24 protein-coding genes and 1 pseudogene are annotated in these 24,905 nt (G+C 63.2%); 7 read left to right on the top strand and 18 right to left on the bottom strand.

What is annotated here, in order from left to right; translation table 11 throughout:
- Positions 1–24 precede the first annotated feature (24 nt).
- From I6F38_RS05925 to I6F38_RS05900, 6 genes are all read right to left on the bottom strand, one after another.
- The gene (locus tag I6F38_RS05925; RefSeq protein WP_225159425.1) at positions 25–957 is read right to left on the bottom strand and encodes a DUF2950 domain-containing protein; all 933 of its coding nucleotides are present in this window, start codon (positions 955–957) and stop codon (positions 25–27) included.
- Positions 954–2,681, bottom strand: coding sequence for a DUF3300 domain-containing protein (locus I6F38_RS05920; RefSeq protein ID WP_225159424.1), 1,728 nt, complete (start codon positions 2,679–2,681; stop codon positions 954–956). Before I6F38_RS05920 ends, I6F38_RS05925 begins: the two co-directional genes overlap by 4 nt.
- A gap of 99 nt (positions 2,682–2,780) precedes the next feature.
- Positions 2,781–4,091 (bottom strand): TAXI family TRAP transporter solute-binding subunit, encoded by a 1,311-nt coding sequence (locus tag I6F38_RS05915; protein ID WP_225159423.1) that lies wholly within the window; start codon positions 4,089–4,091, stop codon positions 2,781–2,783.
- A gap of 91 nt (positions 4,092–4,182) precedes the next feature.
- Positions 4,183–4,596 (bottom strand): hypothetical protein, encoded by a 414-nt coding sequence (locus tag I6F38_RS05910; protein ID WP_225159422.1) that lies wholly within the window; start codon positions 4,594–4,596, stop codon positions 4,183–4,185.
- A 24-nt stretch (positions 4,597–4,620) separates the two neighbouring features.
- Positions 4,621–5,853 (bottom strand): biotin/lipoyl-binding protein, encoded by a 1,233-nt coding sequence (locus I6F38_RS05905; RefSeq protein ID WP_225159421.1) that lies wholly within the window; start codon positions 5,851–5,853, stop codon positions 4,621–4,623.
- Positions 5,846–6,283: a hypothetical protein gene (locus I6F38_RS05900; RefSeq protein WP_225159420.1), complete on the bottom strand. Its 438-nt coding sequence runs from the start codon at positions 6,281–6,283 to the stop codon at positions 5,846–5,848. Before I6F38_RS05900 ends, I6F38_RS05905 begins: the two co-directional genes overlap by 8 nt.
- Positions 6,284–6,439: 156 nt before the next feature.
- Here I6F38_RS05900 and I6F38_RS05895 point away from each other — a divergent pair, with 156 nt between their 5' ends.
- Together I6F38_RS05895 and ppk2 are read left to right on the top strand one after the other, a co-directional pair.
- The gene (locus I6F38_RS05895) at positions 6,440–6,895 is read left to right on the top strand and encodes a hypothetical protein (protein WP_225159419.1); all 456 of its coding nucleotides are present in this window, start codon (positions 6,440–6,442) and stop codon (positions 6,893–6,895) included.
- Between the two features lie 22 nt (positions 6,896–6,917).
- The gene (gene ppk2, locus I6F38_RS05890; RefSeq protein ID WP_225159418.1) at positions 6,918–7,718 is read left to right on the top strand and encodes a polyphosphate kinase 2; all 801 of its coding nucleotides are present in this window, start codon (positions 6,918–6,920) and stop codon (positions 7,716–7,718) included.
- Between the two features lie 42 nt (positions 7,719–7,760).
- Here ppk2 and I6F38_RS05885 read toward each other — a convergent pair whose 3' ends face one another.
- The 3 genes and pseudogenes from I6F38_RS05885 to I6F38_RS05875 all read right to left on the bottom strand — a co-directional run bounded on the left by I6F38_RS05885 (position 7,761) and on the right by I6F38_RS05875 (position 12,919).
- Entirely contained in the window at positions 7,761–8,195 is a 435-nt protein-coding gene (locus tag I6F38_RS05885; protein WP_225159465.1) for a hypothetical protein, read from the bottom strand.
- Between the two features lie 91 nt (positions 8,196–8,286).
- Complete coding sequence (locus I6F38_RS05880) at positions 8,287–11,037, bottom strand: decarboxylase (RefSeq protein WP_225159417.1); 2,751 nt, start codon at positions 11,035–11,037, stop codon at positions 8,287–8,289.
- Between the two features lie 186 nt (positions 11,038–11,223).
- A pseudogene (locus I6F38_RS05875) lies at positions 11,224–12,919 on the bottom strand (SulP family inorganic anion transporter).
- A 163-nt stretch (positions 12,920–13,082) separates the two neighbouring features.
- Here I6F38_RS05875 and I6F38_RS05870 point away from each other — a divergent pair.
- Entirely contained in the window at positions 13,083–13,970 is an 888-nt protein-coding gene (locus I6F38_RS05870; protein ID WP_225159416.1) for a dienelactone hydrolase family protein, read from the top strand.
- A gap of 27 nt (positions 13,971–13,997) precedes the next feature.
- A complete protein-coding gene (locus I6F38_RS05865; protein ID WP_225159415.1) occupies positions 13,998–14,579 on the top strand; it encodes an invasion associated locus B family protein in 582 nt (193 codons plus the stop codon).
- Between the two features lie 16 nt (positions 14,580–14,595).
- Here I6F38_RS05865 and I6F38_RS05860 read toward each other — a convergent pair whose 3' ends face one another.
- From I6F38_RS05860 to I6F38_RS05850, 3 genes are all read right to left on the bottom strand, one after another.
- Entirely contained in the window at positions 14,596–14,943 is a 348-nt protein-coding gene (locus I6F38_RS05860; protein WP_309145033.1) for a response regulator, read from the bottom strand.
- A 196-nt stretch (positions 14,944–15,139) separates the two neighbouring features.
- Positions 15,140–15,772 carry a response regulator gene (locus I6F38_RS05855; protein ID WP_168856818.1) on the bottom strand — a complete coding sequence of 211 codons (633 nt, stop codon included), beginning with the start codon at positions 15,770–15,772 and terminating at the stop codon, positions 15,140–15,142.
- A 118-nt stretch (positions 15,773–15,890) separates the two neighbouring features.
- Entirely contained in the window at positions 15,891–17,639 is a 1,749-nt protein-coding gene (locus I6F38_RS05850; protein WP_225159463.1) for an ABC transporter substrate binding protein, read from the bottom strand.
- A 347-nt stretch (positions 17,640–17,986) separates the two neighbouring features.
- On the opposite strand from I6F38_RS05850, the gene I6F38_RS05845 reads away from it, so the two are divergent.
- Positions 17,987–18,655: a helix-turn-helix domain-containing protein gene (locus I6F38_RS05845; protein ID WP_057017143.1), complete on the top strand. Its 669-nt coding sequence runs from the start codon at positions 17,987–17,989 to the stop codon at positions 18,653–18,655.
- A 6-nt stretch (positions 18,656–18,661) separates the two neighbouring features.
- On the opposite strand, the gene I6F38_RS05840 is transcribed toward I6F38_RS05845, so the two are convergent.
- Together I6F38_RS05840 and I6F38_RS05835 are read right to left on the bottom strand one after the other, a co-directional pair.
- The gene (locus tag I6F38_RS05840; protein ID WP_038374727.1) at positions 18,662–19,099 is read right to left on the bottom strand and encodes a potassium channel family protein; all 438 of its coding nucleotides are present in this window, start codon (positions 19,097–19,099) and stop codon (positions 18,662–18,664) included.
- Positions 19,099–20,178 carry an AI-2E family transporter gene (locus I6F38_RS05835; protein WP_225159414.1) on the bottom strand — a complete coding sequence of 360 codons (1,080 nt, stop codon included), beginning with the start codon at positions 20,176–20,178 and terminating at the stop codon, positions 19,099–19,101. The genes I6F38_RS05840 and I6F38_RS05835 overlap by 1 nt, the downstream gene beginning before the upstream one ends.
- A 383-nt stretch (positions 20,179–20,561) precedes the next feature.
- Here I6F38_RS05835 and I6F38_RS05830 point away from each other — a divergent pair, with 383 nt between their 5' ends.
- Positions 20,562–20,981, top strand: a complete 420-nt coding sequence (locus I6F38_RS05830; RefSeq protein ID WP_225159413.1) for a hypothetical protein — start codon at positions 20,562–20,564, stop codon at positions 20,979–20,981.
- 36 nt (positions 20,982–21,017) lie between these two features.
- On the opposite strand, the gene I6F38_RS05825 is transcribed toward I6F38_RS05830, so the two are convergent.
- Together I6F38_RS05825 and I6F38_RS05820 are read right to left on the bottom strand one after the other, a co-directional pair.
- Positions 21,018–21,335: a hypothetical protein gene (locus I6F38_RS05825; RefSeq protein ID WP_225159412.1), complete on the bottom strand. Its 318-nt coding sequence runs from the start codon at positions 21,333–21,335 to the stop codon at positions 21,018–21,020.
- Positions 21,336–21,775: 440 nt separating this feature from the next.
- Positions 21,776–22,429 (bottom strand): ATP-dependent Clp protease proteolytic subunit, encoded by a 654-nt coding sequence (locus tag I6F38_RS05820; RefSeq protein ID WP_225159411.1) that lies wholly within the window; start codon positions 22,427–22,429, stop codon positions 21,776–21,778.
- 690 nt (positions 22,430–23,119) lie between these two features.
- Between I6F38_RS05820 and I6F38_RS43945 the strand changes: the two genes are divergently transcribed.
- Entirely contained in the window at positions 23,120–23,242 is a 123-nt protein-coding gene (locus I6F38_RS43945; protein ID WP_256520575.1) for a hypothetical protein, read from the top strand.
- Positions 23,243–23,272: 30 nt separating this feature from the next.
- Here I6F38_RS43945 and I6F38_RS05815 read toward each other — a convergent pair whose 3' ends face one another.
- Both I6F38_RS05815 and fdh3B read right to left on the bottom strand, forming a co-directional pair.
- A complete protein-coding gene (locus I6F38_RS05815; RefSeq protein WP_092084474.1) occupies positions 23,273–24,265 on the bottom strand; it encodes a formate dehydrogenase subunit gamma in 993 nt (330 codons plus the stop codon).
- Between the two features lie 41 nt (positions 24,266–24,306).
- On the bottom strand, positions 24,307–24,903 hold the full coding sequence (gene fdh3B, locus I6F38_RS05810; protein WP_011088224.1) for a formate dehydrogenase FDH3 subunit beta: 597 nt from the start codon (positions 24,901–24,903) through the stop codon (positions 24,307–24,309).
- Positions 24,904–24,905: the final 2 nt, after the last annotated feature.

The raw sequence follows: 24,905 nt of genomic DNA, 5'->3' as shown, positions 1-24,905 counted from the left end.
GCGTCACTGCAGCCCCCTCCTCGCTCAGGGATTTGTCGGATCCACTTTCTTCCAGGTCTGATCCGGATCGAAAGCGATCATGCGCTTGGCGAGGAAATCGGTGCGTGAACCGAGATCCTTCTGATAGACCGTGCCTGCGTGGTTGACCAGGAAGGTCATGACGCCGGAATTGCCGTACTCGGCGGGATAGGCGACCAGCGCGAATCCACCGATCATCTTGCCCTTCACGACATAGTTCAGCGCGCCGCCCGGGGCGTCGGAGCCCTGTGCCTTCAGGATCCGATAGTAGTAGCCGTGGTACGGCATGCTCTGCTCGCCGACCTTGTAGCCTTCCGCGGCGGCCTGGGCGGCCAGTTCGCCGAGCGGGCTTGGATCCTTGTCGTCGCGCCAGAACAACCCGTCCGTCTTGCCCGGCCTGCTGACGATGCGCTGGGCATAGGCGCCCACACCCTCGCCGCGATCCTTCTCTGCGTATTCGTTCTGCGCGTCGACATAGGCAAGAGAGGTCTGGATCGCGGCCAGCTCATTGCGGCCGATCCTGCGGTAGAGGATTTCGCGCCGCCCCGCGGCCGCGTCGAAACTCCAGCCGTCATTGTTGTTGACGAGCGGGATCGGGAACGGGAAATCGTCCCTCCCCAGAATCAAGGTGGCCTTCTTGTTGCCGTCAGCCTTGATCGAATGCTTGGCGTCGTAGGCAGAAAGAAAGCTCTCTCGCGCATTGGCGTCGGCGACATCGTCGCCCGACTCGATGATATCGGCGGCATCGCGGCCCAGCACCTTCAGCATCGCCCGGCTGGTGCCGGCCTTGACGGCGGTTGCCAAGGCAGACGCCGCGTCTTCCGGATTGGGGAAGCCTTGCTGCGCGCGCGCAGGAGACAGCAACAGGGCGAGTGCGATTGCCGCGGCCACGCCGATGGAGGCAATACGATCCAGTCGCGAGTACGAGGGGCCTGTCATCGTGATGCCTCCGACGGGGATGGAATCTTCGCGCCGGCGGCAAGCCAATCGTTGTAGCTGCGGAACTTGAGTCCGAGCTTGTCGTAATAGACCCTGAGATAGCCGTCGGCGCCACGCGTCACCGCCGCCGGCATGACCTGCTCGACCTCCTGCGCCATCACGCCGACATAGGCTTTGCTGCTACCGAGATAGCTGAAGCGATAGTAGCCGAGGCCGTTGGCGAGATGTCCGAGCAGTTCGATATCGTGCTTGAGCGCGATGTCGGAGCGTCGTCCACCGCCGCCGCCGCCGCGGAAGCCGCCACCTCCGCCACCACCGCGGAAGCCGCCTCCGCCGCCGCCCTGGAAGCCGCCCCCGCCACGGCCGGCAAAACTTGCGCCGCCGCCGCCGCGCGGCATGCTGGCCATGCTCGATCGCCCGCGCGCCGATGCCGCCGCAGCTGCCCGCCCGGACGATACGTTCATGGCGCCACCGCGACTGCCACCGCCACGATTCGCCGCAGCTGCGCGGTTACCGGCATTGCCGCGGTTGGCGGCCTTGGCGCGATCGCCGCCGCCCTTGGCCTTGTTGCCGGCACCGGCGCGGTCGCCGCCCTTGGCGCGATCGGCGGCACCGGCACGGTCACCGCCTTTGCCGCGATCGCCCGCACGGTCTCCGCCGCGGTCGCCTCCACGGTCTCCAGCCCGATCTCCCGCTCGATCTCCGGCGCGATCACCGCGGTCTCCTGCCCGGTCACCGGCGCGATCTGCGCCCGGGCGATCGCCGCCGGGCTTGAGAACCTGCTGACCATCGCGGCCGCGAAAATCCATCCGATCGCTGGCACCGGCCCGATTGGCGTTGCCGCCGAAGCGCTGCTGGACGTTGCTGTTGTTGTAGCGGACACCCTGGCGATGCGCCGGATTATGCTGCCAGCTGTTCCCGATATTGTTGACCCGGTTGAAATTGTTCACATAGACGTTGCGATTGCCCCAGTTGAAGCCGCCGCCCCAATAATTACCCCAGCGTCCGATCGCCCATCCGGCGCCGAAGGCAAGACCTGCCGCGATCACCCCGGCGCCGATATAGGACGGATAGCCGAAATAGTACGGCGGATAGTCTGCATAGGGCCACGCGCCATAGACCGTCGCGGGATCGTAATAGGGCACGTAGACGGTGTTCGGATCGGTCTGCTCGATGACGATGACCTGCTTGCTCTCCTGGGTCTGGACGCTGACCTTCTGCTGCTTGGTCGTCACCAGCTTGTTGTTGGCCTGCGCCTTGCTGCGCAGCCGCTGGATCGCATCCATGACGTCGGGCTGCTGCGCCAGCACGGCATCGCCCAGATTCTTCGTCCAATCGATCTTGTCGCTCATCATCGCGAGCACGTCGGCGGTGCTCGCGAGCGCCTTCACGCTGTCATCCCAGGCCTGCTTGTCGACCTCGGCCTTCAGCGCATCCCCTTTCAGGCTCTTGCGCTCCTTGAGCCAGCGATCGGCCTGCACGACCTCGAGCGGATAGGTCGATGCCGCCAGCACGTTGGCGAGCAGCGAGTCCGGGTAAAGCGCGACCGGCGCCACCAGGGCTTCCAGCTGTTCCGGCTTCAGGAGCTGATCGGCAGGCTGCGTTGTTGCCGCGGCCGGCTGGCCGGCCTGGGCCGGCGGCTTGTCGGCGGTCTGCGCGAATGCGGCAACGGACGTCACCGACACCAGCAAAACCGCCAGCAGAGTCTTGCCCCAACGAAACATCGCGACCTCCATCGACACCAACGGTCAACAGCATCGGCCACGGTCCCGGCCCCTCCTTGATCAAGATCAAGGAAACTGCCCTTCCGTTCGACTTTCGGTTCAGCTTTCGACTTGACCCGGCTGTCGCGACGCAAGGTGGATGCGGCGATCGTGAATCAGGTTCTCGAGCCGATGGGCCGCAACGTTCACCGCCGTGACGGCGCGCTCGGCCTTGTCGTCCGCGACCGGCTGGTCGCGCTGCGTTCGCAGCAGCTGGTCGATTTCGCGCTCGATCTCTGCCAGCTCCGACTCACGCCCGGCCGCCCGGACCCGAGGCCCCAGCGCGTAAAGCGTGTCGAGCGCCTCCTCGCGGCTCGGTGTCTCGACCGGTCGGAGGAATTTCCACGCTGCCGCAAGCACGGACGCAAGTCCACCGGCGATCATCGGCGCCAGGAAGATCGCATTGCCCCACTGGTCGAGAAAACTCTCCCTGGTCCCCTCATAGACCGCCGCCGCCCCCGGATGCACCGGGATGTAGGCGCCTGCGTCGGTATCGGGCGTCGCGATCTGGGAGAGCGCCGGCAGCTCGGCAAGCAGATCCCGACGCGCATTCATGATCGACTGCGTCAGGTCGCCGATCAGGTCATTCCCGAGCTTCTTCTGTGCCACCAGATAGAACGACGTCTGCAGCGTCGTCAGGTCGTCGGCAGGAACAGGCGGCGAGCCGCGCAAGGTCCCCTTCGGTACGTCGAAGCTTTCATAGGCGCGCTCTTTTTCGGCGATGGCTCCGGCGGACTCGATGGCGATCATCACCGGGCCGGCTCGCGTGGTGCGCGAGAAGACATTGCGCAGCAGCGAAAGATACTTTTCGGTCAAAGGTATGACGAGCAGGATCGCCCGCACTTCCTTGGCATCGAGCGCCCGGCGCGCGTCCGCGGGGGCGAGCGGCTTGAACGTCACGCCCGCGCGCGTCAGATCGTATTCGTCGGTCAGCACCTTGATCAGCTTCTGATTGGCTTCTGCGCCGATCACACCGATCGCGGCGCGTTTCAGCTCCGCCACGTCAGATATCGCAGCGCCGGGCGGCGCGACCAACAGGACGGTGGCGTGGGCCAACACGATAACGGCCTGGGCCTGCGAGAGATCGCCGACGTCTCCACGGACGACCGCAAGGTCCACCTTTCCGGACGCGAATGCCTTGGCGGACTCAAGCGGTCCCGGCGTCTGGACCAGGCTGAGCCGGACTGGCGCCTTCGACTGGGCGAACTTTCCTGCGATCGCCGAGACCAGCCTGCCGGCCTCGCCGTCCAGCGACCCGACTGCGATCGTCAAGGTCGTCGGCTGCTCGTACCAGCGATAGGCCAGCAAGCCTGCGCCGCCAACCAAAAGGACGAGGCCGGCCACCAGGGCGATGCGCAATGACCTCGGCAACCTGCTGGGATCCACGGCGCGCTACCCAATCGGTCCGGCGTCAGCCGACAACGGTCCGGCGGCGCTGAGCCGGCACGGGGAGCGGACGCCACTAGATCTTGCAACGATGATAGTTGACCTCCATCCCCTCGATGCCCGGGAACTGGCGCGTAATCGTATCGTCGTCGACGGCCTTAAGGAAGAACTGCACATTCGATACCATGATACCGGACGCGCAGCCGACGACGATGTTGATGGTCTGGCCGTCGTCCTTGCGCGATTTGATCTTGCAGTTCTCGAACTTGCTCCGGAGGCGATCGGGCTCGGCGATGAATCCGCCGCCATAGACGCCTGAGAAGTTCGTGAAGGTCAGCTGGTTCGCCCTGCCCTTGTGGGCGAACACCTTTCGGCATTGCTCGGCGCTCGTGGCCCAGGCACCCGTGAGATCGAAAGCGTGCGCGCAACCCGGAAATCCGAAGATCATGCCCGTCGCCACGATTGCGCGAAACTTACAGTCCGGTTTCATATGCTGTCTCCCTGTTCGCGCCCGTCAGTGACCGCTTAACACCAGCGTCTGGATCGGCAGCAGCAGGGCTTGAATCCGAAGCAGCAAGGCATGAACGAGTGCTGTCGCGTCGACGGCGTGCAGGGCAAGGCCTTTCAACGTGCCGGTTTTCGGATCGTCAATCACGTCATGATTGCTGGTGTAGGCATTGACGATGCAAGTGCTGCCTGGTGTCACGCCGTCAAGGCCGCCCTTGTAAAGCGGCTCCAGGAACACGAGGATCGAACCTGGCTTTTGCAGGCTCTGCGGGTCGATCAACAGCTCGCTGGCCCGAAACTGGCCGGCGGCGATGAAATCCTGCACGCTGGTGACGACCAGCGGAATGATCACCCAGGGTTTCGACATACAGGTGGCCTCCGCGACCATGCCGGGCTTCATCACCTGGGCCTCGATCTGCCCGAATCCCGCCTGCAACCTGTTGCGGCCCGCTTCCTCCGGTATCAGGATTCCGGCCGGCCGCATGATCTGGGCGACGAGGTCCCCGGGGCGAACGAGGAATTGCTCGACGCGGCCATTGACGCCGGCACGGACGAAAGTCTTGTCGAGATCCACCTGCGCCTGCGCTCGCGCGGCCTCGGCGCTCGCCTTCTCGGCCGGCAACAGCGTGGAGACCCGCAACGCCGCCGATTCCTTGGCGGCGCTGGCGGCATCGACGCCGGACTGCCGCTGATCAACCAGCACCTGCAGCTTCTCGATGTCACGTTGCGGCACAATGCCGGGATTGCGGCGCTGCAACTCGCTCTTCACCTCCAGCTCGTCCTTGGCCTGCTGCAAGGAGGCTTTCGCCTCCCCGATCTGAGCGTCCGCCTTGACGACGTCGGCCTGCGCCGCGATCAACGACGCATCGACCTCGGCGATCTTTCGCTTGGCGGTCTCGAGCGCGGCCTCCTGCTTCGAACTGTCGAGCCGGAACAGAACGTCGCCTTTCTTCACCGGCGCGGTGAAGTCGACATTGACCTCGACGACACGTCCGGAGCCTTCGGGCAGGATCGGCACTGTCCTGAAGTAGATCGCCGCCGAGGTTGTCGAAGGGTGAAAGTAGAAGATCATCGTGATCAGCGAGATCGTGAGCATCAGGCAGCCGGTGATCCCCCATCTCAGTTCATACCAGACAGAGAAGAACGTGATCTCCTTTCCGAACCGCTTGCCTTGCCGATAGCGGCGGTAGAGGTAATCCGGCAGGATCGTCACCAGCGAGCAGATCATCAGCTCAAGCATGGTTGTGCACCTCTTGCTTCGCGGGCGCCCGGACGTCGGGACTGCCGTTAGGTACGGATTCGGCTTCCGGTTCGGCAGCGCCCGGAGTGGCGTCTGCTATGCGCTCGACGGAATCGGCGATGCTGCGCATCGGCGTGCCGAAATCCGGCAGGTCGATGAGTGCCAGCAATAGGCCGGCGACCCAGAAGATATGCATGTGGGTGAAAAGCGATATCAGGCCGAGGACGGCGACGATCTCAAACTGAAGTTTCTGGCTCTTGTGCGCCATGCGCTCCGGCAGGCTGTGCAGCTTCCAGTACAGAGTGCCGACCCATAAGACGGTGGCGACAAGGAAAATGCCCATCACCACCATCAGGGTGTCCGACCCGTCGGCGCCGGGAATGAAAAACGGCAGATGGTGGGGGGCCGCCGGATGCATCTGTTCGCTCAAGCCAAGTCTCCCGGTCGCAATAACACCGCAAGCGAATCTTGATTGACACTGCTGACGATCCTATCGCGCTTGCTTGATCTGGATCAAGGAAGCCGGTCGGCTCATCCCTACCGTTCCGGGGGCAAGGTGGAAGATCGGGCTTAGGAGTCCCCAGCCATGCGAGACAAGATCGATGATCTGATCCCCAAGGCACACGAAATCCAGAAGCAGGCGGCGCTCAAGGAAGCGGAGAAAGCCGAGGAGCACGCCAAGCGTGCGGCTGCCATCGAAGCCGAGAAGCGCGCGTTGATCGAGCGGCTGAGCAAGCCCTCCGGGCTCAGCGAGGACGAGAAGGTCAAGCTGGCGTCGACGGTGATTCAGCGGGCGGTGCGCAACGGGTTGAGCGAAGTGCAAGTCTATCGCTTTCCCAATACGCTGTGCACCGACAAGGGGCGAGCCATCAATCAGATGGAGTCCGGCTGGGAGAAGACGCTGACGGGTATCCCTAAGGAAATATACCAGCTTTGGGCTGACTACCTGCAGCCGCGCGGCTACCGCATCCGCTATCAGATCGTCGATTACCCCGGCGGCATGCCCGGCGATATCGGAATCGTCATTGCCTGGGGCGACTAGTTGAAACGATGGACGGATATCCATGGCGAAAGACAAGCCCGCTGGGAAGATGAAGCGCAAGGACTATGAGGAAGAGCTGAACAAGCTGCAGATCCAGCTCTGCCATCTCCAGGAATGGGTGAAAGCGAACAATCTCAGGGTCATCATCCTGTTCGAGGGACGCGATGCGGCCGGCAAGGGCGGAACGATCAAGGCCTTGACCGAGAAGGTCAGCCCGCGCGTGTTTCGCGTGGTCGCCCTGCCCGCGCCCTCGGATCGTGAAAAGTCTCAACTTTTTATCCAGCGCTACATGCAGCAGTTTCCGGCGGCCGGCGAGATCGTGATCTTCGATCGCAGCTGGTACAATCGCGCAGGCGTCGAATATGTGATGGGGTTCTGCTCGCCGGCGGAGCACAAGCGGTTCCTCTCGCTCTGCCCGCAGATGGAGCAATACATCATCGAGGGCGGCATCATCCTGATCAAGCTGTGGCTCGAGGTCGGGATGGACGAGCAGGAGCGCCGCTTCAGGGCGCGGATCGACGATCCGCTGCGGCAGTGGAAGCTGAGCCCGATGGACACGGAATCCTACCGCCGCTGGTATGATTACTCCCGCGCGCGCGACCTGATGTTCAAGGCGACGAGCTCGAAGCACGCGCCCTGGAACGTCATCCGTTCCGACGACAAGCGGCGGGCGCGGCTGAACTGCATCGCGTTCCTGCTGAAGACGATTCCTCACGGACGAGTCAAGCGCGACACGGTCAAGCTCCCCAAGCGCTCCAACAAGGGTCGCTACAATGATCAGGCCGGGCTGCGCGGAATGAAATTTGTCGAGGAACGCTACTGAGAGGACAGGCCGCGCAGGGCGCGCGGCCGGCCTCCCTTAGACCTACTTCAAACGGATGGAAACCCCGCCCACGGCGGCCGAGACTTCGGCGCCCACCTTTGGGCCGCTGAGCTGCAGGATCACGCCATTGGCGTTCTGCAGTTGCACGCCGCCGGCGCCCGCGGCGATCGCCCCACCGGCGCCTGCAGCGCTGTAGGAGCCTTCGATCGAGGCTGGCCCTCTGAGATTGAGGGCGCGCCCGACAAGCTTGGTGGTCGAAGCGCCGATCGTGAAGCCGACGCTCATGCCCGACACCGTGAACGGATAGTGCTTGCCGCGCAGGGTCAATACGCCCTCGCCGCCTCCGACACCAACGATGAATCCACCCTTGGTGAAGATGACGGCGACCGAGCCGGTCTCAGCCAGCGACGGCGTGCTGAAGCCGGCCAATCCAACCGCCAGCGAAACAAGAACTCCGATCAAACTCACTTTCCTCATCATGTCCCTCCAGGAACCGGTTGCGTTACGCCTTGTTGCGCAAGACTCATCGCCGCAAGAATGCGAAGACGCCTTGCGGACTCTCCTTCGTCTATGATGCAGCCTTGAACTTCGGCGCGGCCGCTCGCGGCTTGCCCATCCTGGCCAATGCCTCGGTCGTCACGAGCTTCAGGCCCTCGGCCGCGTCGTAGCCATGGATCTCCTTGACATCCAGCTTGCGCATGAAATCGATGGTCTCCTGCGTGATGACCTGGCCAGGGACCATGATCGGGAAGCCCGGCGGATAGGGAATCACGAAGTTGGCGGAGACGAGAGCGGGCCCGTTCTTCAGGCGCCTGTCGATCTCGGGATCGTGCAGGCGAATATATTCGCATCCTGCCGCGTCATAGGCCGAATAGAACCCGCCGCGGATGTCGCCCTCATTCGTCTTCGCGCCGGCATCGCCGCGATAGGCGTCGTGGAAATGCGAGAAGTTCGGCAGATCGGGGACATCCTTCATCAGGCTGTTGACCCGCATGTCGAAGTCGACCCTGGCGTTCGCGCCGCCCTTGGTCAGGCCGCGATCGATTTCGCCGGAGATTTCGGCCAGCACCCGGACGAGATGCGCGACATCGCTCCGGGTGTTGTTGATGTTGGACTGGATCAGGACCGAGTTGCGCGAAGTCTTGTTGACCTGGATGTTGTAGCGGCTGGCGAGCAGCCCCTTGAACGACGTTCCGTCGTACCCGGCGGTGCCGCAGACCAGCGTCATGCGGGTCGGATCGAGGCAGAACTCGTCGTCGTTCAGGCTCTTCAGGGCGCTCGCCCAGTTGGTCCCGGCCGCCAGATAGTCGGTGAATCCGCTCTGGCGGTATTGCTTCGGCACCATGGCATCCGCACCGAGAACGCGGAAATATCTCGAAATCAACGGATTGGTGTTGACCGCGTTGCGGATGGCGAACGCGATCTCCATGGCATTGGCCACCAAACCGTAACCCTCGAGCTCCATCTGCCGGCGCGAGACGTCGAGGCTGGCGATCAACTGCTGGTTCGGGCTGGTCGAGGCGTGCGTGAATACGGCCTCCTTGAACTGCGCTTCGACGGTGTGGAATTCGATGTCCTTGACCGCCAGCATCGAGCCCTGGCGGATCGCCGACATCGACTTGTGCGTCGAGTTGGTCTGGTAGACGCGCAGTCGGATCTGGCGCGGATCGGGGATCAGCCTGGTCTTGAGCAGAACCTCGTCGGACGGATTCTTGCCGAGCTCGGCCTGCTGCTTCTCATAGGCGGCGACCGACTTGGGATCACGCATCCAGGCTTCGATCTCATTCGCCGCGCCCATCGCGGTTCGCCGCCTCAGGAACGGCGAAAACCGCGCGAAGCCGAACCAGGCCTCGTCCCAGAGGAAGATCAGGTCAGGCTTGATCGCGAGGCATTCCTCCATCACCCGCCGCGTGTTGTAGATGTGGCCGTCGAAGGTGCAATTGGTCAGGTCGATCAGCTTGACCCGGTCGAGCCGGCCATCCGCCTTCGCGTTCAGAAGTGCCTGCTTGATCGTCTGCAACGGCACCGCGCCATACATCGAGTATTCCGTCATCGGGAATGCCTCGACGTAGAGCGGCTGCGCGCCCGCCAGAACCATGCCGTAGTGGTGCGACTTGTGGCAATTGCGGTCGACGATTGCGATGTCGCCTGGACCCAGCAGCGCCTGCACCGCCATCTTGTTGGATGTCGAGGTGCCGTTGGTCACGAAGTAGACGCGGTCGGCGCCGAGCGCGCGCGCGGCCTTCTCCTGCGCTTTCTTGATGTTGCCGGTCGGCTCCAGCATGCTGTCGAGGCCGCCGGTGGTCGCGCTGCTCTCGGCAAGGAACAGGTTCAGCCCGTAGAATTCGCCCATGTCGCGGATCCAGTCCGACTTGAACACGGACTTGCCGCGCGCGATCGGCAGCGCGTGGAAGGTGCCGATCGGCCGCTGCGCATATTTCTTCAGATTGTCGAAGAACGGCGTGTCGAAGCGATCCTGCACGCCCTCCAGAATTGAAAGGTGCAATTCGAGGATATCCTCGACCGAGTAGAACACCCGGCGCACCACATCGGCTTCGGGATTGCCGGCCAACTCCTCGACGTCGCGATTGGACATGAGGTAGAGGTCAAGCTCGGGGCGGACGCGCTTCAGGATATGGGCCAACCGGAGCGCGGACGCGTCGGACTCCTCGTTCAGCCCCATGGCGCCGGTCATGGCGCGAAGCACCGGCGCATCGTGGCGCGAGCGCAGCCCGAAGCCTTCATTGATCACCACCGCCGCAATATTGGGGTTCAGCATGGCCGCACAGAAGGCGTCCTCGAGGTTGCCCACGACCACGGGCTCATAGATGAAGGCGTCGACCGGGCGCCGCAGCTTGCGCCATTCCGCCAGGAGCCCCGGCCAGTTGCTGGCCGGCACCCCGGTCACGATCAGGGTCTCGAAGTAAGGACGGCGCGCCGCCGATTGCCCCAGAGTTGGCGGAAGCAGATCGGGAACGTCGCCATTGCCCTCGTCCTGCGTGCTCCAGTCACCTGCATGCTGGCGGAAGGATTTTGTCTGAAGTGCCTGGGCGATCCGCGTCGCAAGCATATGCGAGGTGGCGGCGTCGCCCGCCGCCGCGGCCTCCTTCAGCGCCGCCATCAAACGAAGGCCCGGATAACCGTGAAACTCCTCCGTCACCGCAAGCGCCGACAGAGCCGCGTCATACGCCGCACGGTCGCCGCCCCTGCTCCACGTCTTTGCCGCCTCAACCAGATCGCGCCAATTGTCGGCCCGTCCGCCGGGCCCGGAGAAGAACTGGTCGATGCGCTGCTGTGCCGGCTTCGCCTCGTTGGCCATGAGTGTCTCCCGATCTCGTGATCTCAGCGCTGGTTCTGTCCAATCGTACAAACCGGGCCCATCGCGCCCTTTGATCCAAGTCAAGCTGCAAGCTGGATTGAGACAGACCCCCAAGCGCGCGTGATCACTACGTCTTGCGACGCAACAAGGGCTGGAGTGTCGCAGCGGTCCGCACCGCCGCGCACGCTAGATGCTTGCCTGCGGCTTTCTGTTGCTCAATACGCTGTCGAGCGTACGCGTCCAGTCGCCGCTGTCGGTCTTGTCGGCAAGACCGTCCGCCCGAAGCAGATCCCGCAACTGCGCGTGCGCGCCCACGATGCAGAATGTGATCTGGCGCGATGCGAGCTCCTGATGAAGGTCGTGCAGCATGCGCGAGCCCGCAAGGTCGATGAACGGCGAGGCCGACAGGTCACAAGCCACCAGCTTGACGTCGGGCGACGTCCGAAGCGCCGCCAGCACCGTTTCCAAGATCGTCTCGGCATTGACATAAAGGAGCGAGGTCTCCGGGCGGAACGCGATGATCCCGGTCAGGGGCTCGACGTCATCGTGTCGCGCCCGGTCAGAATAGCGCCCACTGCCGGCTTGACGGCCCAGAAACGCGATATTGGGCTGCGACGCCCGCAACAGCAGCAGGAAGATCGAGGCGACGGCGGCCAGCAGCACGCCCTGCAATATCCCGAGGAACAGCACGGACACCAGCGCGATGATAGCGGCATAGAAATCGATCCGGCTGATCCGCCACATCCTGGCGAGCGCCGCAATATCGACCAGTTTGTAGACCGCTGAGAAAACGATCGCGGCGAGCACGGTCTTCGGCAGATTGGTCAAGAGGCCCGTGAAGAACAGCAGGCAGAGCGCGAGGGTTGCCGAACAGAACACCAGCGCCAGCGGCGTGCGTGCGCCGGCGGCGTCATTCACGGCCGACTGCGACAACCCGCCGGCAACGGGATAGCCATGCCCGAAGGCCGCGGCGAGATTGGCCGCACCGAGTCCCAGAAACTCCTGCCTGACATCCAGCGGGTAGCCGTGCTTTGCCGCAAAGCTTCGCGCGGCAGACACCCCTTCCACATAGGCCAGCACGAGGCATCCGGCAGCGATCGGAAAGAGATCGTCAAATTCGAGCAGACCAAATGTCGGGAGCGACATCGTCGGCAACCCGGTCGGGATCGGCCCGGTCACCGGCAGTCCCATTTGCGCGAGCCCGAGCGCGGAGACCATCAGGATCGAGAGCGCGACCACCGCTAACCCGATGGGCTTTCCCGGCAGCCTCTTCTCGCCGAGCAGGAGCAGCACCGTCGCAGCCACACCGAAGCCGAGCACCAGCGGCCTGGTATCGCCGAGCTGGCCGGCAAGCTTGATCACGCGGTCGAAGAAGTTGTGGCCGCCTCCGGCGACGCCGAACAGGCTGGGCAGTTGGCTCATGATGATGGTGAGCCCCGCTCCGGCCTTGAAGCCCACCAGAATACTGTCGCTGATCAACCGCACCAGCAGACTGAGCTTGAACAGCCAGGCAATCAGGCAGAGCACTGCGACGCTGAAGGCCACGAGACTGGCAATCTGCCCGTAACGCGCGGCGTCGCCGCCGGCCAATATGCCGACAGCGCCGGCGATCATCAGCGAGATCGCCGACGTGGGTCCGACCGCGAGCTGCCGGGACGAGCCCAGCAGCGCGTAGCCCACGCCGCCGAGCAGATAGCCATAGACGCCGATCTGCGGTGGCAGACCCGCGAGCCCGGCATAGGCCAGCGACACCGGGATCGCGTAGGCCGCCCAGCGTGACACCGGCGATTGCGTCCGCCCCGAGCCAGGATGCGCGGTAGTCGGCGAGCCAGTTCGCCGGCGGAAACCAGCGCATCCAACTCGTCTCTGCCTGGATCGACATCAAGCCCGCCGTATGACGCACAATGGTCGCATGTGGTTGCGCCGGCGGGCCCGATGCGCGTTGATTCAGATCAAGCCTCGCAGTGCTCAAATGTGCTTCTGATCTTGCGCGGCTCGATCGTCGTGACCTGCAGATTTGCCAGATGACCGCCGGAGCGCACGGCATGCGTCAGCACCGCTTACGGACCCTCGCAACCGCAGCGCTGCTGTTGCTTGGCCTGATCGCTCCGGCGCGCGCGGAGGACCAAGCCACATCCCAGCGCATCCAGGAGGAGATCTGGGCGTTGCCGACCCCGCTGCCAATGTTCGCTTATCTGGTCCGTCCGCTCGGCGATGGCCCTTTCCCACTGGTCATCATGAACCACGGCGTGTCATTGAACGCCAGGGACCGCAGCTTCTTCCCGCTGGTCGAATTCCGCGATGCCGCAATGTGGTTCGCGCGGCGCGGCTACCTCGTGGTGGCACCGGTCGGGACCGGCTATGGCGCGGCGGCCATCGATATTCCCGAACGCGGTCTCTATGGCCCGTTCTTCTCCAAGATCGGCAAATGCACCAATCCGAATTTCCTGGATGCGGCCCTCGCCGTCGCGCAGGTCGATCTCTGGATCATCGATTACATGGCTGCCGAAAAGCGCACCTTGCCGAAGGACGTCATCGTCGTCGGACAGTCGGCCGGCGGCTGGGCTGCGATCGCGTTATCGAGCCTCAACCCGCCGCAGGTCAAGGCCATCATCACCTTCGCGGCAGGCCGCGGCGGCCGTGTCGACGGCAAACCCAACAACAATTGCGGCCCCGACAGACTGGTCGAGGCCACCGGCATGTTTGGCCATACGTCGCGGGTGCCGATGCTGTGGTTCTATATTGAGAACGACACATTCTTCGGCCCGGCCCTGTCGAAGCGTATGCACGAGGCCTTCACGCGCGCCGGCGGTCGTGCCGAGTACCATCTTTTGCCGCCGTTCGGCGACGAAGGGCATTTCCTGATCGGCTCTCCCGATTCGATTCCCACATGGTCGCCATTGGTCGAACGATTTCTCGACAAGGTCCGCTAGGCGGCCGTTCCCGCTGGAGGAGCATCCATGGTCCGATATGGTGCCTTGGCGAAGTTAGCGCTGTTTGCGGCCGGCATCGGTGCTGCCCACGGTCAGCAGGCGCCCTCACCACCGGCTGCAACGAAGGACGGTGGCGAGGTGGCCCCACGGGGGACACGCCCGCCGGTGCGAGATATCAAGTATGGCGAGTGGCGGAAGCTCTGCTTCAACGCTGCCGGTGCCAAGACATTATGCCGAACGACGGTCACCGGCACCTTCCCAACCGGGCAGACGGCCGTTCGCGTCGATCTGATCGAGCGAGAGGACGGCAGCGACCGCGTCCAGCTATTCCTGCCGGTCGGGATGTATCTGCAGGCCGGCGTCAAACTATCGGTAGACCAGAAGCAAGCCTATCGCCTGCCCTATACCTGGTGCGTGACCAACATGTGCATCGCGGCGGATGTCGCCGAACCCAAGCTTCTCGAGGACATGGATGGCGGAAAGGCGCTCTCGATCGAGGTCGTCGACACCAGCATTCTGACGATGACGACATCGGTCCCGCTCGACCGCTTTGCAAGCGTGCGCAAGGGGGCACCCGCGCTGACACTCGATCAAGTGATCGATGAATGATTGAGACCGGCAGCTGCTAGACCACGCCGGCCAACAGCCGTTCAATCGGTTGGATCAGCGAATTGGCGGTGAATGGCTTGGTCAGATAGGCCACGCACCCCGATGCCGTTGCCGCCATCCGCGTCGCCGGGTTGTCATTTCCGGTGATGTAGATGACCGGGATTTCGATGCCCTGATCCGCCAGGCGGTGCCGCAGTTCGATCCCGGACCCATCGCTGAGATTGATGTCCAATATCAGACAGACCGCGCTGTCAAAGCTGCCATGTCTCAGTAGCGCGCTTCCGGTCTCGAATAACCTGGATGCAAATCCAAACTGCCGCAGAAGCCGTCCGATTCCACGGAGCATGGAGGGATTATCATCCACGACGAAAACGAGTTTCGCGGTCGGCAAATCCTGAAGCCTCTACCTATCGCTGAATGACCTTCGCCCGCGTATGGATAAAGGGCACGTCAAGCGGCTACCGGCGCGCAATATTCTCGCGGCCAAGATCGGAGATACGCCGCGTCACAGAGCTTTCATATTGTACCATGGGACAGGAGGGGCAGAGCTCCCCGGCCGATCAAGCCTTGACCTCGCCACCGGATGCGCGCGTGCCGAGCTGCTCGGCGATCGAAACCAGCTCGGCAAGCGACTGCACCTGCATCTTCTCCATGACCTGGTGACGATGCGCCTTGATCGTGCGTTCGGTCGTGCCAAGCTCGTGAGCAATCTGCTTGTTGATCCGGCCGCACACAATCAGATCGAACACCTGCCGCTCGCGCGGGGTCAACTTCGCCAGCAGCGCGCGCAGCGAATCGAGCCTGGTTCGCCGGCCGCGGGCCAGTTCGTGCCGCGCAAGGGCGCGATTGATCGCCTCGATCAGCTGTTCCGACGCGATCGGCTTGGTCAAAAAATCTTCGGCACCTGCCTTGATCGCCTGGACGGTGGTCGCCGTGTCGGCATGTCCGGTCAGGAATACGATCGGGAGCGTCGACCCCAGCTCGTTGAGGCGACGCTGCAGCTCCGGACCACTCATTCCGGGAATGCGGACGTCCAGCAGGATACAGCCGGCCCCTTCGTCGTCAGGCAATTGGTCGAGCAATTCCCGGGCCGATGCGTAGGTGACGACGCGATAGCCTGCGAGCTTGAGCCGGCGCTCGAGCGCTGCGCGAAACGAGGCGTCGTCGTCGACTATGTGCACGTAAGCGTGCATTGCTGCTCCATCGCCGGATGATCGCCGCTACCTGTAGAATGTCCATCAGCGGCGATCTGAAAATGCTGCGTTCGTCGTAAATCGAACCTTGCACCGCGGCAAACAAGACCCAAACGCGCTACGCCGCCAGCGGCAGCGAAAGGTGGAATACCGCCCCTCCTCCGGACTGATTCTCGGCCCAGAGCTGGCCGCTATGCGCCAGAACGATCGTCCGTGCGATGGACAGGCCGATGCCCATGCCCTGCTCCTTTGTGGTGAAGAACGGATCGAAGATGTCGTTCAGCCTGTCCTGCGGAATACCCGGACCGGAATCGCTGATGGAAATCACCGCCGACGCGTCCCCATTGACCTCCGTACGACCGATGATGGTGCGCCCGTAGGGCATTTTGGCCATCGCGTCCATGCTATTGACCACGAGGTTGAGAATGACCTGCTGCAACTGCACCGGATCGCCCTTCACCCGCAGGGTCTGCGGCGAGGTCTGCAGGTAGATCGCGACGTTGCGCGCCGAGGCCTGCAGCTTGAGGAAATCGAATGCTTCCCGCATGGTCTGGTTGAGGTCGATCTCCTTCTTCTCAAACGGCGCACGCTTGAGCAGGCTGCGCATCCTGCGAATCACCTCGCTTGCACGCAGATCATCGCGCTTGATGTCCGAAATGATTTCCCGCACCTCCTGAAGGTCGGGCGTCGGCGACGCGAGGATCAGCTCCGCGCTCTCGGCATTGGTCAGGATCGAGCCCAGCGGCTGGTTGAGCTCATGGGCGATCGAGGACGAGAGCTCTCCGGCAGTCGCCTGGCGATTGATATGGGCGAGCTCGGACAGGCGACTGCGGGCTTCGACCTCGGCACTGCGCCGCATGTGACGCTCGTGGAGCAAAAACGCAATCAGCGCGGTTTGGACCAGCAGCGCCATGACCAGCGCAACGGCCCGCCAGCGATATTTTTCCAGGAAGGACGGCTCACGGAAGCGAATTTCGCTACCTTTTGGCAGACTGGCTTGGCTGACGTTCCAACGCTGCATCTGCCGCCAGTTGAAGATCGGCTTCACCGCATCGATCACCGACGGTGGCAGGCTTTCCGGTGCCTCGCCATCCAGAATCCGCAGCGCCCTGCCTGCTGCTTCGGCACCGACCAGGGATGGGACGATGACAAATCCGCCGATGCCGCCCGGTTCGAGGAACGTCTCCGCCGTAACCACGATGGGACGATTTGCCTTCGCTGCGACAAATGCGAGGGCATCCGAGGGCGGATAGTAGTTGCCTTTGCCGTCGCTGTAGAGGCCGGTGTAGATGATCGCGCTATGGTCGGGAAGCGCTGCGACCCGCTCAACGATCTCCGGCATCGGACGTCCGATGATCTCGACGATGTCGAGGCCCGGAATGCCGGCCGCTGCCTGGTCTTTCCAATTGCGAAACAGAACCTGCCGCTCCCAGTCTGCGCCAACGAGCACGACTGTCTTGAGCTCCGGCACCACGGCGCGAGCGGCCGTGACGGCATCCTGGAGCTTCGATGCCACGATGCCGCCGGTCACGGAGGCCGGCGGTCGCAATCGCTTGAAATCGGCCTCTTCGACCAGCGCAAACACGATTGGCGTATCGGCCCAAAGCTGCGGACGCCAGCGGAGCGCCAGTTCAAGCGCAGCCGCTCCAATGGTGACCACGACGCCGATCGGCCGATCGCGATATTTCGCCTCGAGAAACCGCCGGAAATCCTCCTGATAGGCTTCGCCACCGAAGCGATTGAGGTCGAGGCTCTCCGTGTAGACGGTGGTCGGCGCGTGACCGTGAGCGCTCACCGCATCCCTCAAGCCAACGAACACCTGGTAGTAGAAGGGGCCACGTCGATCGGATTGGTCCAGCACCAGCATGGAATGCGGGCGCATCTGTTGCGCCTGGAGGCCGACCGGCGCCAATAACGCAGCCAGGAAGATGACCAGGCCAGAGAGCCGAATTGCCTTGCCCATAGCGTTCGGAGCCGGAGACCAACGACTTAGAAAGCTAGCACCCGGTTATCATCGTGAAAATTGAAAAGTGATCTAAGACGGTGCGCATCAATTTACGAACAAATTGCCGCATTTCGCGCACCCTGTCCTTTAGGACAATGACCTCAAGACCAATAGAGACCGGCCGGACTCCGTCGTAGTCATTGCGCGCGGGACAAGCATTTCGAGCCGCCGCGGACGCTGCACCAGTCGTTACCCGAGAGAGTTAGTCCATGTTCGCTCGCGTCAATGTCAGACCGGCCAATGTGCCGAGCATCCTCGGTGGGTTGACCGTCCGGCACGCCAACTGCATCACCAGCGAATTCCACTACAGGAAAGGCACCGAGATCTACGGGGAGAAGGAGCCGGCCGAGTACGTCTACCAGGTCGTTTCGGGGGCGGTCCGCAGCTACAAGCTGCTTTCCGACGGACGCCGCCAGATTGGTGCCTTTCACCTCGTCGGGGATATTTTCGGCCTCGAGAATGCCGAAACCCATCGCTTTACCGCGGAAGCCATCGTCGACACGAACGTGCACCTGATCAGGCGGATCAGCCTCGAACGCGTGGCCGATTCCGATTTCGCCCTGGCCCGCAACCTGCTGGTCATGACCACCAGCAACCTGAGGCATGCCGAGGAGCACATGCTGCTGCTCGGCCGCAAGACCGCATTGGAGCGGGTTGCCGCGTTTCTGCTCGAAATGGATCGCCGGCTGACCGGAGTCGGCGTCGTCGCCTTGCCGATGTGCCGGCGTGATATTGCCGACTATCTCGGACTGACGCTCGAAACCGTGTCACGTGCGCTATCCAAGCTGCACGCCTACGGCGCGCTCAACTTCCTTGGCTCGAACCAGCGCGAGATCATGCTGGTCGACCGTGACCAGCTGTCCAGGCTGGACAACTAGCCGACGTCAGGGGGATTTCGTCAGCGCCGCCTGGCGCTCGATGGTCTTTTGCAACACTTCGAACAACACCGCGGTCGACCACCCGAACATGAGAATGCCGTTCATGGCCGCCATCGGTCCGATCAACAGCCACTGCTTGACCGGGATGACGTCGCCATAGCCGAGCGTGGTGTAGTTCACAAAGGCGAAATACAGCAGATTGCTGCCGGCCGGCGCGGCGCCGAGCACCCAATAGGCCAGGCTCCACACCACGATCTCGAGCGTGTGAGCCAGCATCAGCGCAAGCGCGGTTGCGACCATCACGCCGCTGAGCTGTAGCCCCGCCCGGCCGGCCGCGCTCAAGGCAACGTTGCGAAGCAACCCGATCGCCGCGACGGTCCACAGCGAATGGATCGCGATGTTGATCGCGCTCACCGCCGATCCCACGAGGAGCTGAAACAGCATTATCGCTCTCCCGCCAGCCGGGCGCGGTCGTCCCGGATCCATGCCGTGAGCAATTCCCAGGCGACCGCGAGAATGATTGGACCGATGAACAGGCCCACGATGCCGTGGGCAAGCGTGCCGCCGATCACGCCGACAAAGATGACGAGCGCCGGCGTGGTCAGGCCCCGCCCCATCACCAGCGGCTTCAGCACATTGTCGAGGACGCCGACGACCAGGAAGAAGAACGTGAGGGCGAGTGCGGTCGTGAAATCCTTGGCCGACCATAGCCAGATGATGACCGGAAACAGCACGATTGCCGCCCCGATCTGCACGATCGCGAGCAGCATCACGACAAACGCCAGCAGCCCCGCACTCGGGATCCCCGCCAGCTTGAAGCCAATTCCGGCCAGCAGCGATTGCAGGACGGCGACGCCAATGACGCCGCGGGAAACCGCCCGGATGGTCGCACCTGCAAGATCGAGGAAGTGCTCGCTCTGCTCCGGCACGATGCGGGACAGGAAGCTCCGGCACGCCGCCGCAAGCTGCGAGCCATAGGGAAACAGAAACCCTGCCACGACGACCGCCAGCAGAAACTTCAGCATCCCGATCCCGGCATCGCTGGCAAATGCAAACAGCGTCCCGGCCAACGGCTTCAGTTGCGGCACGACCTCGCGCAGCACGGCACGCAGATTGGTCGACGCCCGATCCCAGATCTCATGGAGTGGGCCGCCGATCAGCGGCCAATCCTTGATCTCGGGCGGCGGCGACGGCACGACCACGTGGCCGGCGCCGAGCTGTTCGGCGAGCTCCCTCACCCCCTCTACCGCTCCGATTCCGAGCCAGGTCGCCGGCCCGATGACGACTCCCAGAGAGATCAGGGTCAGCACGAGCGCCGCGATGCCGGTATGGCCGCCGAGCATTGCTGCGAGCCAGGTGAAGACGGGATAGAGCGCGACCGCGAGCACCACGCTCCAGGCCAGGATCGGCACGAACGGGCTGACCAGAACGAACGACCAGTAGATCAACAGTGCCAGCAATCCGAGGCGAATTGCGAGCTGGACGAACTCGTCTCCGGTCACGAGCTGGCGAAGGGTTTTCAAGAGCGTGCTTTCGAATCGAGCATCAGCAGCTACGCGGGAAGCGATGCCATCGCCTTGCTGCGCACGGCTTGATTCAGATCAAGCGTGACGCGTCCGGACTTTCACCGAAGAAGCGGCCCGGTTCGGGGGCAGGAATCGGGGCCGCTCCGACTTCACCGGGATGCATTCGCGGTCGGGATCACGATCGCGATCGCGCCCCATCAGGCAACTGTCCCAAGGTACGGGATCAATCGTCCGCGCCGCTCCCTTGCCACTTTGATTCAAATCAAGCTCGGGCCGGCCGCGGCTGACAGGCTCGGCGTCCTTATGGATCGGACAGCCGCTCTCGATTTGGGCTGTCTTTCGGTCACGACTGCCTGTGTCACCCCGATGTGGAGGACGTCATGAAGAACACCAAGACCCTGCCGGCCTTGATCCTGCTTGCGAGCATGGTCGGCATTGGCGCGAGCCAGGCGGCCCCGTTGCCGACCAACGTCGCGGCCATGAAGGGCATGGTCGAGAGCAACACCGCCCTTCAGGTGCGCTGGGGCGGCTGGGGCGGCTGGCGCGGTAGCGGCTGGGGCTATCGCGGTTGGCGCGGCACCGGCGGCTGGGGAGGCTATCGTGGATGGGGCTATCGAGGCTGGGGCGCCGCGGCCGCCGGTGCGATCGTTGGCGGAGCCATCGCGAGCTCGGCCTACTATGGCGGGTATCCCTACTATGGCAGTGGATACGGCTATGGCGGCGGCTATGGCTACGACTATTGCCCGCCGGGCGGAGGCTACGGCTATTACGCTCGGCCACGCTACTATGACGGATGGTAGTGCCGGCTTTACGTGACAGGCCGGCCTTCGGTGATGTCACCGAAGGCCGAGCAGCGAGCGCCGATAGCCGCTCTCGCGCGCTTCATTCCTGCACACGAAGCCGCCATCGAAGCCCCTGGCATAGCGGCTTTGCCCTTTGAGGTAGTAGCGTCCGCGCCGAAAATCGAGCCAGACCACGCTATCGCCGGGGCAATGCCGCTGAGCCTGGGCTTCGTAACGGAAAGGTGTCAGCGGCAGCGCGGCCGTCTGTTGCGCGCAGCAAAACAGGAAGGTCGCAGCGCAGGCCCCGACGCCCAACCCGGCCGCCAGACGGTCTCGACGTCCGCTCGATTTTTCAGCTAATTCGAAGTGCATTCATTGCCGCCGGGAATGATCCGTGTCGTGCTGGAGACGATAGCTCATATTGTCAGAGCTTCGCCGGCGGAGCACCTCAGAACGACGATTTCAGCATCACGCGCGGCAAACAACAGGCGCGCTCAGGACGATAGCAATCCAAAGGCGATCGCCGCGGTCGACAGCATCCCGGCCGTCACGACCACGACCTTGAAGGCAATATCGCCGTCGGCCGCTTCAAGCCAGCGACGCAGCCAATTGCGAGCGCCAGCCGGCTGGCTTGCGCCACGCACTCCCCGAAATCTGTCGCTGGTATACCCCATGGCTGCGATTGTAGATCGCGGTGGAATGGAGAGACCAGTGCAGCTTGTGCCAAGCAGTCAGGGTCACGTGCGACGGCTTGACTGACCCAATTGGGCTATACGAGCCGGTTCGGCGCCGAGGCCCGCTCAACCAGCGCACTAGCTTCCCTTCGAGCCGGCGGCGTTCCGCATCGGCCGCTCCTCCTCCGACGCGCTCTTCGAGGGCGCCGCGCCGCACATGGAGCCACTCCTTGATTCCGCGGTCGCCGCGCGAGCGGTGCGATCAAACGGATTCCGCTCCATGACCTTCAGCGAAGCGAGCTCCTCCTTGTTCAAATAGGAGATCTTTCCCGGCGGAGTCATCACCATCCTGCCGATGGCCGACGGAGGAATACGGAGCTTGGCCGACAACCTCGCAAGCTTGATCGTGTCACGAATCGTTCGACTGTCCTCGTTGCCGTGTAAATTGGAAACCGAATGGACGCCGATCTTGGCATTCGGCGCCACATAACGCTTCCTGCTCGCCAGGAAAATGAAAGCGCATGCCGAGTCGCATTCGCCGGAAACGTAACTGGCGATTTGCTTCTGGTGCGCGAGCATGGCGATTCGGAAGCCTTCGTAGAGGGACCCACCTCGGGAATCGAGATCGAGGCCAACGACCCGGCGCTCAGTCGCCAGATATCCGCGAAAGCGGACAAAGTCCCCATCCCTGATATCTCCACTGAGCTTCAAGACATCTCCAAAGCACCCCTGGACGCGAGAGAACTCCATCGCGAGACAGTTCGTCGAGGTCAGCACGACCGCGATGCTCAAAACGTATTCCGCAATCCGCATCGAGCGAATTGCAGGCGCTCGAGAATGAAGCTGACCCGTTGCGACATCGCTTCGGGGTGGCCGCAACCCATGCGTGGCGTACCGGCTGTTTGCGTCGCCGTCGATAAATGTCGCGCGGAGGACCCTCAAAGCGTGCTTCCAGGCTGCCACGGCGCTCCCCATTGGACCCGGGACCTCGCACGATAAACAGAGCATCGACGCGCATCGTGGGTTGATCTGAATCAAAGCCAACTCAGCAAGCGCGCAGCGGCAGCGCCATTTCGACGTCTGGAGAGGGACACCGGCCCTCACGCGCACGCTCTGTGCCGAGAGCGAACATCATCTACCGGGCCGTAAGATCAGCCAGTCCAATCCAGCAACCGACAATCTCCACCTTAAGTCATTCATTTCATTTATTTCTTTTTGCCCCCGATCCTTGAGGGGCCTGGACCGCCTGAGGAATCCCATTAAGGCTCGACATGCGCGATCAATCCACGATCCACGCGAACTGCTCGTCGCCAAGGCAACCTAACGCGGGATGCGGCGTCTCGATGGTGCAGCGTCCCGAAAGCCGCCGCTTGCGCCCCATGGGTTGAGCGATGGCCGCCCACACGCGCCGGACAACGCTGTCCGCGACGCGTCATCTTGTGTAAACTCCCACGGCATCCCGATCGATTTGGGAGAACGACAATGAAAGTCTTCTTGCTCGCCTGCGTGGCCGCCGTCGTCGTGTCGGCATTCGGGGCCCTGGCGCTAAACCGGGTGCAAGAACCGGTCGCACAGGCCTTTGCAACGACGGGCGTACGGCTGTAGCAAGTTCGCGTTCAACGGCTGCGCGCCCCCCTACTCCGCCGCGGTGACGGAGGGCTGGGGTCGCGCATCGCGCGCATTCTCCTCTTCCAGCCAGAGGCTGTGGTGCTCCCTGGCCCAATTGACATCGACGGTGCCGCTTCCCATCGCCTCGAACGCGCCTTCCATGCCGATCGTGCCGATATAGATGTGCGCCAGCATCACTGCCGTGAAGAGCATCGCTACGATGGAGTGGACGATCTGCGCGAGCTGCATCCCTTCGATGCCTGACAGGTAGAAGGGGAACATCAGCGCATATCCCGTCGCCGCCACCAGACCTCCGCCGATGACCACGATCCAGTAGATCGCCTTCTGGCCGGCGTTGAAACGATAGGCCGGCGGATGATCGCGCCCGACGATGCCGCCGCCGCGCTTGATCCAGTCGACATCCGCCTTGTTCGGGATATTGCCGGCGATCCACATTAGGAAGATCAGCACGACGCCGATGGTGAACGGGAAGCTGAGATAGTTATGAACATATTTCGCCCATTGCGACCATTCGGAAAACGCCTCGTGGCCGATCAGCGGCAGCAGCAATGGACGTCCAAAAGTGACGTTCAACCCCGAGATCGCCAGAATGATGAAGCAAGTTGCCGTCATCCAGTGCACGAAGCGCTCGAATGCGGAAAAGCGCACGATGGTCCGGCCGGAACGACCGCTCTGCAGTCGCACCATCCCGCGGCTGAGATAGAAGATGACCAGCGCCGCGAGCATGCCAAGAATGGCGATGCCGCCGATCCAGCGCAGCGTCACGTTCCGGAACTCGCGCCATTCACGGCCGGCCGGCTGTTCGAGAACGCCCGAGCGCTGGTCGGGAATGCTGACGCGTCCCTGCACCCGGTTCAGTTCCTGCAGGAGCTGTTGCTCCTTGACCGCGCTTGCGGTCGGGTTGACCTGCTGGGCTACGGACGGGGAAGCCGCGGAGACGAGCAGCAGGAGTCCAGCCACGCCAATGACGAGCCGAACACATCGTGCAAAACACGCCATAAGGTCCTCCCGATATCGACGCGACCCGCGCCAGGTCGTCGTCAGGACTCGATCGTCTCGCGATAGGCGGTCTTCCAGCCCCATGCGCCTGAGCCGTAGCCGCGCTTCAGCACGCGCTCCTTATAGATCTGGGCAATGATCTCGCCGTCGCCCGCTAGCAGCGACTTGGTCGAGCACATCTCCGCGCACAGCGGCAGCTTGCCTTCGGCAAGCCGGTTCGCGCCGTATTTCTCGTACTCTTCCTTGCTGCCATCGGCCTCGGGGCCGCCGGCACAATAGGTGCATTTGTCCATTTTTCCACGCGAGCCGAAATTGCCGACCTTTGGATATTGCGGCGCGCCAAACGGACAGGCGTAGAAGCAGTAGCCGCAGCCGATGCAGAGATCCTTGGAGTGCAGAACCACACCGTCGGCGGTGGTATAGAAACAATTCACCGGGCACACCGCCGCACAGGGCGCGTCGGTGCAGTGCATGCAGGCCATCGAGACCGAGCGTTCGCCCGGCTTGCCGTCGGCGATGGTGACGACCCGGCGGCGGTTGATGCCCCAGGGTACCTCGTGCTCGTTCTTGCAAGCCGTGACGCAGGCGTTGCACTCGATGCAACGGTCGGCGTCGCAGAGAAACTTCATACGTGCCATCG

Origin of the sequence: Bradyrhizobium sp. BRP56, assembly GCF_020194035.1 — a bacterium.
Classification (GTDB): domain Bacteria; phylum Pseudomonadota; class Alphaproteobacteria; order Rhizobiales; family Xanthobacteraceae; genus Bradyrhizobium; species Bradyrhizobium australafricanum.
The sequence above is the reverse complement of the archived record's forward strand: the minus strand, read 5'-3'. Positions and strand labels throughout refer to the sequence as shown.